Origin of the sequence: Endozoicomonas sp. ONNA2 (genome assembly GCF_024606365.1) — a bacterium.
GTDB lineage: Bacteria > Pseudomonadota > Gammaproteobacteria > Pseudomonadales > Endozoicomonadaceae > Endozoicomonas.
The window spans coordinates 1-6,841 of record NZ_JAHHPO010000696.1 but is presented as its reverse complement, the minus strand read 5'-3'; the positions used below and the strand labels follow the sequence as shown (position 1 = coordinate 6,841).

General features: G+C 50.9%; 7 protein-coding genes. 4 read left to right on the top strand and 3 right to left on the bottom strand.

Going from position 1 to position 6,841, the window contains the following annotated elements:
* Positions 1 to 288 precede the first annotated feature (288 nt).
* From KDK14_RS12400 to KDK14_RS12390, 3 genes are all read left to right on the top strand, one after another.
* Positions 289 to 1,458, top strand: coding sequence for a DUF2066 domain-containing protein (locus tag KDK14_RS12400; RefSeq protein ID WP_257265444.1), 1,170 nt, complete (start codon positions 289 to 291; stop codon positions 1,456 to 1,458).
* Positions 1,459 to 1,727: 269 nt separating this feature from the next.
* Positions 1,728 to 2,444: a DnaA regulatory inactivator Hda gene (gene hda, locus KDK14_RS12395; RefSeq protein WP_257265443.1), complete on the top strand. Its 717-nt coding sequence runs from the start codon at positions 1,728 to 1,730 to the stop codon at positions 2,442 to 2,444.
* Between the two features lie 97 nt (positions 2,445 to 2,541).
* Positions 2,542 to 4,581: a hypothetical protein gene (locus KDK14_RS12390; protein WP_257265442.1), complete on the top strand. Its 2,040-nt coding sequence runs from the start codon at positions 2,542 to 2,544 to the stop codon at positions 4,579 to 4,581.
* On the opposite strand, the gene KDK14_RS12385 is transcribed toward KDK14_RS12390, so the two are convergent.
* On the bottom strand, positions 4,567 to 4,929 hold the full coding sequence (locus KDK14_RS12385; protein ID WP_257265441.1) for a DUF2069 domain-containing protein: 363 nt from the start codon (positions 4,927 to 4,929) through the stop codon (positions 4,567 to 4,569). The two genes, KDK14_RS12390 and KDK14_RS12385, sit on opposite strands and share 15 nt — an antisense overlap.
* Before the next feature lie 2 nt (positions 4,930 to 4,931).
* Positions 4,932 to 5,279 carry an arsenate reductase (glutaredoxin) gene (gene arsC / locus KDK14_RS12380; protein ID WP_257265440.1) on the bottom strand — a complete coding sequence of 116 codons (348 nt, stop codon included), beginning with the start codon at positions 5,277 to 5,279 and terminating at the stop codon, positions 4,932 to 4,934.
* 154 nt (positions 5,280 to 5,433) lie between these two features.
* On the opposite strand from arsC, the gene KDK14_RS12375 reads away from it, so the two are divergent.
* A complete protein-coding gene (locus KDK14_RS12375; protein ID WP_257265439.1) occupies positions 5,434 to 6,669 on the top strand; it encodes a YihY family inner membrane protein in 1,236 nt (411 codons plus the stop codon).
* Here the strand turns inward: KDK14_RS12375 and KDK14_RS12370 are convergent.
* Positions 6,655 to 6,841: hypothetical protein (locus tag KDK14_RS12370; RefSeq protein WP_257265438.1), on the bottom strand; the 187-nt coding region annotated here is incomplete at its 5' end. The genes KDK14_RS12375 and KDK14_RS12370 overlap by 15 nt on opposite strands.

The window sequence follows — 6,841 nt, the reverse complement described above, 5'->3', positions numbered from 1 at the left end:
TAGACCAATTTGCTGCCACCGCAGTAGGGCAGTCTATTCTCGGACAGCCTCCTGGATACCACCGGCGGTGGCAACTGTGTTGGACTATTCACCGTGTTCAGTACGGTTTGGGTGGCTGAAGGCGGGTATTCTAGGAGGGTGTGGCATTTAGCGCAATGCTGTTGCTGAATTGTTGCTAATTTCTTGATTAATCGCCCCAGTGGTCCGAACGTTGGCAAAAGAAGTATTTTTTTGTCGGATTTATGGCAGAATGATATTTATTTGATTTGTATGTACAGGATTTTATTGATGCCTGTGGCCAAGCGATGCAACGCTCTTATCACACATCTGATCAATGCACTTGTTAATGCACTTGCCTTTTTGCCCGCTATTGCAGCTCCTTCAGCAGTCAGGATGGCCTGTTTGGTTATGGGTCTTCTGGTACTGATGCCTACCCATGGGGCCACGGTCAAAGGCTTATACAGTCAGGATGTGCCGGTGTCCGGACAAGGTTCCCGGGATCGTAATGACGCCATGACCCGGGCTCTGGCTGATGTGTTGGTGAAAGTGGCCGGGCAGCGTGAGGTACTGACTAATCGTGTGGTAAAAAGCGCCCTGGCCAAGCCGGAAACCTACATTCGCAAGTTTGGCTTTCACAGCTCTGCTGGCAATCAGGATTTTTCTCCCAACCGTCAGCAATATTTGCAGGCGACGTTTGACGAGCAGGCGATAAACCGCCTGCTGCGCAGTGCCGGTGTTGCCATCTGGGGGGAGAGCAGGCCGTCGACACTGGTATGGCTGGCGGTGGAGAGCGGTGGGCAGCGCTCAATAGTCAATGCCTCAGGTGTCCTTCCAGCCGTGTTTGCTGACAGCTTTCAGGGGCGTGGCTTACCGGTCCTATTTCCCTTGCTGGACTTTGAAGATGCTGCGGCAATTTCCACCGCTGAGGTATGGGGCGGTTTTACCCACAAATTGCAGGAGGCTTCCCGGCGTTATGGTTCTGAATCGATTCTGACCGGGCGTTTATCCCGTGCTCTGTCACCTGGCGCTCTGGCGCCAAATGAGCTTTACCAGGGTCGGCTGACTTTGATATTCCGGGGGGTAAGTCAGTCTGTGGCGGTTGATGGCCTGGATGCTGTTGAGTTGACACAGCTGGCGGCTGATCTGGTGGGGACAACCCTGGCCCGGCATTATGCCATTGATGCTTCCGATGCCAGTGGCAAGACGCTGCTGGTGGTTGAGAATATAGCCAGTCTGGAAGATTATGCTGCCCTTTATAAATTTCTGGAGCGAATGACGGCTATTCGTGAGGTGTCTGTTCATCGGGTGGCAGGTTCAACGGTTGAGTTGGAACTGGTTATTGACGGGTCTGAAAGCCAGTTGGCTGATGCCCTGGCCCTGGGGCGAAATCTCAGGCCGGTGGCAGCGGATGTATCGTCAGGCTCGCCAGCGACTATGCGCTACAGTTGGTCCTACTGACAGGCGGTTAAAATGAGACCCTTATCATGCCCGGCAGCCTGAGAGACTGATATCTTTTTTTGTTGCCAATTTTTTTTATCAACTCTCGCGGAATACTCCAAACTGTCCATATATGGTAAAAGCGGTTGCAAGACAGGGTTAACTCGATTTATTCATAGGTTTATTGATATCAGTCAATGCCTGTTGATAATTGAACGGTTTTATTGTGTTACTGTCTTTTGTAACGTTGCAGTTTCGATTGTCAGTATCACACTACTTTTACGAATTTGATGTCCATTATGAGTTTGCCTGTGCAGCTACCGCTCAGCGTCCAGTTAAGAGACGACGCCACGTTCGCCAACTTCTACAGTGGGCGCAACGAAACGCTGGTCAATCTTCTGGATATGGATAAATTGGTTCCCGGCATCGAATCCGAACAGTTTATTTTCCTCTATGGCCCCAAAGGGGTTGGCTGCAGCCATCTGCTCCAGGCTGCCTGTCATCAGGTGGACCGTCGCAGCGGGCGAAGCATTTATCTGCCAATGAAAGAGCTGGTTCACTATTCTCCGAAGCTTCTGGAAGGTATCGAGCGGCTGCAGCTGGTTTGCCTTGACGATATTGGTGAAATTGCCGGTATCGGTGAGTGGGAAGAAGCATTGTTTGATCTGTTTAACCGGCTCAGGGATTCCAGAACCCGTTTTCTGGTGGCGGCAGATAATCCGCCCAGGACTCTGGGTATTCAACTTCAGGACCTGGTTTCCCGCCTTGGCTGGGGCCTGGTATTTCAGGTCCATCCCCTGGATGACCGGGACAGGGTCTTTGCACTCAAACTCCGGGCTCATTACCGTGGCTTTGACCTGAGTGATGAAGTAGCCCGCTTTATTATTCATCGTGGCTCCAGGGATATGGGCACGCTGTTTTCCTTGTTGCATAAACTGGACAGTGCTTCCCTGCGAGCCAAGCGCAAGCTTACTATTCCCTTTGTCAAGGAAGTCATGGGGTGGTGACTCTGAAATTCCTCCCGGGGGGTGATGAAAACCACAGTGTTGGGTCGCTCAAAAACTTTTAGCGTGAAGGATTGGTCATCAGGTTCGGAATTGTCCCATGTCGTTGAGAAAAATCGGTGGCTTTCACTTTGTTGTGCTTTCGGGGCTTGTTATTCTGGGCGTCCTTTCTATTTCTGCATGGCTGTGGCTTGCCCGGGTTTCTGATCGGGTTCTCAACAACCTTGACCAGCAGATCGGGCAACGTTTGCCCGCTAAAGACATCACTTTTGATCCCTGGCAACGCCGACTGACCGCCAGTGATATTCAGTTGGAAGAACAAGGAATTCAATTCACTGCTCAACAGGCCAGTTTAGTGTTGAATTATCGTCATTGGTGGGGACCGTGGTTAGGCGAAAACATTGAATCGTTCAGTGCCGTTGAGCTGGACAATGCCAGCGTCACCATTGATCCGGCGTTAATTGCCACCCCTCTGCCCAGTGGCCTGCAAGGGCTATCCATTAACCGTGGCACGCTTGCCATCACCGGAATAGACCAGCCACTTTCTTTTGACCAACTGACACTGAAGAAAGAAGAGGAAGGCAGAATCGGGATTGATCTGGCTAACCGTGATGGTGCGAGCTGGAGCTTCTCTGGCGTTTATGAGGTCAGTAAAGGCTTGCTGGATGGTGAGGCAAGGCTGGTCAAACTGCCTTTGTCAGCGCTTGTCAAGGCAGATCCCGTGCAGGCATTGGTAATGCTGAATAATGAGCTTTCTGCCAATGACCATCTTTCAGGAACAGTGAGCGCCATATTATCACTGTCCTGGGATAAGCCAGGCGGCCTGACCCTGAAGGGCAATGTGGCAGGGCAACGTGGGCAGCTCTCATTGCCGGGCATGTTTGCCAGGTGGCAGCAGTGGTGTCTGAATAACCTGCAATTTCATGGCCATAAACCTGCACAATCTACGGCAGAATTGTCTGTTTCAGGTCTTGATCTGACCAGGACACTGACAGAAGAATGGTTGGTTCAGTTAGTACCAACCTTGCCTGTATTCATTTCTTCTTTTGCTATTAATGACAGTCGTCTTGAGCTGGCCAGTGGTCATTTGCCCTGGATATTTGCCAACGTCAACGCAAGCCTGGTTGCAGATGCTATTTCAGGGAAAGGAAAAGATGTCTGGACCTATCAGCTCAGTGCTGCACTGGCCGATGTCGGGGATTTTCAGTTAAGAGGTCAATTATCCGGCTTTGCCAATGATTTTGCCTTTCAGCTCAGCAATGCTCGCCTTGCAGGTCCCTTACAAGGATATTCGTTTGTTGCCGGTTATAATATGCAGGGTACTGAATTTGACTTGAGATACAACAGCCAAAACTTGGCGGGCCAGCTTGATATTTCTGACTGGCAGGCAAAAAAGATCGCCAATGGCTCACCGGTTTCATCCATTCAACTATTAAAAGCCCTGATAACAGATCCATCGGGTATTGCGGCCGTACCATTTGCCATTAAGCCTGGTAAATCGTATGCTGCATTACCAAAGCGTATCTGTCGGGCGGTTGAGCAGCGTTTGATGGCCATTGCAGATGCACCGTTCGACTACCTTTCCCGCACCACAGGCCATGCGCTTGAACCGGTGCTTTATTTTGAAGCCGGTAAAACAACATTAACCAAGCGGTCCAAAAAAAACCTGGAACACCTTCATAAAGTGCTCTCCCGGAAACCTCAGTTGAACGCATTGATTGCTGTGGGAATCCCTGAATCCGGAGATTGGCCAGAACTCTCCCGTTATGAACTGGAAGATGCATTGCTGGAATTATACTCAGCAACCAGTTCAGTGGCACCTTCTGAGGTGATTACTCTGCCGCCCGGGGTGCGCTCATCGCTTGTGGAGCAAATGTATCTGGCTACAAGGCAGCACCAGAAAATTCCTGAAGTGGGTGAACAGTCACCTGAGCAGAGGGTCCAGGAAGCAGAAACCTGGTTATTGAAAAACTGGCCAAAGAGGCCTGCTCAATTGGAGAACTTGCAAAAGGCCAGATACGACTATCTGAAAAGTGAGATTGGCAGATGTGGCATGGCATGTGGGCATATTGAGTTACAGTTATCATCAGGCCCGGATCGGCAAGGAAGCGGGCCTGAATCGATACTAACTCTCCACTAACCTGTTCGCCCGGGCCTGCCAGCGGATAAACATCATGGCAGCAACAAATAACAGTACGCTGAACCCGGTGATCAGCCATCCCTGGGGTTGTTCAGGCCTGAACCAGGTATCAAGAACGCCACTGATGAAATAAAAGCAAAGGATAAAACAGAGCCAGGATGCGGCTCTCAGACCACGCTTCACGAGGCCGGGAAGCGGCAGCAGCAGTGGTAGTATCTGCAAGGCAGAGATACCAAAGACGGAACCCGGGGGCGGATTCAACCACCAGGTTTCGGCCAGCAAAGAGAGAATCAGGCCAGCATAGAGTGCCAGGCACACTTGATAGATTCGGTGGGCTTTTTGTTGCATGGTCAGAGAATCTCAAGCACAGACTCAGGTGGGCGACCAATTCTGGCTTTTTCGCCGTTGATCACAATAGGGCGCTCAATCAACCCGGGAAACTTGCACATACAGTTGATCAGTTGCGCTTCAGTCAGGGATGGGTCTTTGAGGTTATTATCCTTGAACTCCTGTTCACCTTTACGAAGCAGCTCCCGGGCGCTGATGCCCAGCTGGCCCAGAATGGTTTTCAGTTGTTCCGCATCCGGTGGGGTTTCCAGATACAGTACCACCTCGGGAGTGATGCCGTGCTCTTTCAGCAGGCTCAGGGTTTGACGGGATTTGGAACAACGTGGATTATGAAAGATAGTAATGCTCATGATGACCTTGCGCGGTGTATTTCACAGGAGATACTTTGCGCAAAGCCTACCAATCTCTATGGATGCCCTGCAAATCATTTCAGGCAACCTGGTCACTTTCACTTTCACTTTCTGAATTCGGTACACTTGGCGCTTATTTGACAGGGAGTTCACCATGGCACCGGTTCTGCAATCCTGGTCATCCTTCCAGAGGTTTGTCACAGCGGTTATTAAACGTTTTCTTGATAACCACAGCATTGAAAATGCCGCAGCACTGACCTATACGACGCTGTTTGCTGTTGTACCACTGATGACGGTGACCTACAGTATCCTCTCAGCAGTGCCCAGCCTGAATGATGTAGGCGACACCATTCAGAACTTTATCTTTACCAGTTTTGTGCCTTCTACAGGAGAGATGGTGCAATCTTATCTGAACGATTTTTCCCAACAGGCAAGAAAACTGACCGGTATTGGTATCGCTTTTCTGCTGGTCACCTCTTTTCTGATGCTGAGAACCATTGACCGGGCGTTGAATAATATCTGGCAGGTGGCCCATGTCCGCCGGGGTATTTCCGGTTTTCTGCTGTACTGGGCCATTCTCAGCCTGGGGCCTGTGTTGTTGAGTGTCGGTTTTCTGGCCACTTCTTATCTGGCTTCTCTCAAGCTGGTTTCTGATACTACGGCCATTCTCGGTGGCGAGCAGTGGCTGCTGCGGCTGATGCCTATTTTTTTGAGTACATTAGTACTTACTTTGCTGTACACCGCTGTACCCAACAGAAAAGTACCGGTGGGTCATGCCTTGGCCGGTGCGATTTTTGTAGCCATTCTGGTTGAGCTGGCCAAGGTTGGCTTTACCCTGTTTATTACTCTCTCGCCAACCTATCATCTGATTTACGGTGCCTTTGCCGCGGTGCCGCTTTTTTTGCTCTGGGTGTATCTGAGCTGGCTGATGGTGCTGTTTGGTGCCGTGCTGGTTCGATCCCTGGATGTGGACGGCCAACAGGCCCCGGGTGAGCGCCTACACCCGTTAATCTCGATGTTATTAATCCTCAGGCAGCTGCAGGAAAAGTTTGCGCAGGGGCAGGGGTTGTATTACCCCGATCTGCACAAGTGTAATCTTTCGGTCTCTCTTGATGAATGGGAGTGCCATACCGTCCGGCTGATGGGCATGGGGTTGATCAGCAAGAATGATAACGGCGAATGGCTCTTGGCCAGGGATCTCAGACAGATCAGCCTGTTTACTTTCTGTGAGCAGTTGCCATGGCCGATGCCTCAGAATGAGCAGCTCCGGAATATTCCTGGCGGTGATGATCCGGGCTGGTTATCTGACCTGGTTCAGAGGTTGCACACAGTAAACAGTGCCCGCCGGGAAGCGCTGGATTGTTCGCTGGATCAATTACTGTCCAAATAGCGGGTATTGTTCTTGCCCGGATCGATCTTGGGTTGTGGTTTCCCGGGAGGCTGTCCGAGAATAGCGCCCGACTGGGCGCTCCTGTAGCGGGTATGGCGAGGAATTGAAGATAAAAATTTCTGATTCTGAGGAGAATACCCTGAAGGGCACAAGTAGCGGGGCTATTTGACGA

Bases quoted from the DNA above. Each gene is read 5' to 3' on its own strand.
- KDK14_RS12375 (WP_257265439.1), top strand. From the start codon at position 5,434: ATGGCACCGGTTCTGCAATCCTGGTCATCCTTCCAGAGGTTTGTCACA.
- hda (WP_257265443.1), top strand. From the start codon at position 1,728: ATGTCCATTATGAGTTTGCCTGTGCAGCTACCGCTCAGCGTCCAGTTA.
- KDK14_RS12400 (WP_257265444.1), top strand. From the start codon at position 289: ATGCCTGTGGCCAAGCGATGCAACGCTCTTATCACACATCTGATCAAT.
- arsC (WP_257265440.1), bottom strand. From the start codon at position 5,279: ATGAGCATTACTATCTTTCATAATCCACGTTGTTCCAAATCCCGTCAA.
- KDK14_RS12390 (WP_257265442.1), top strand. From the start codon at position 2,542: ATGTCGTTGAGAAAAATCGGTGGCTTTCACTTTGTTGTGCTTTCGGGG.
- KDK14_RS12385 (WP_257265441.1), bottom strand. From the start codon at position 4,929: ATGCAACAAAAAGCCCACCGAATCTATCAAGTGTGCCTGGCACTCTAT.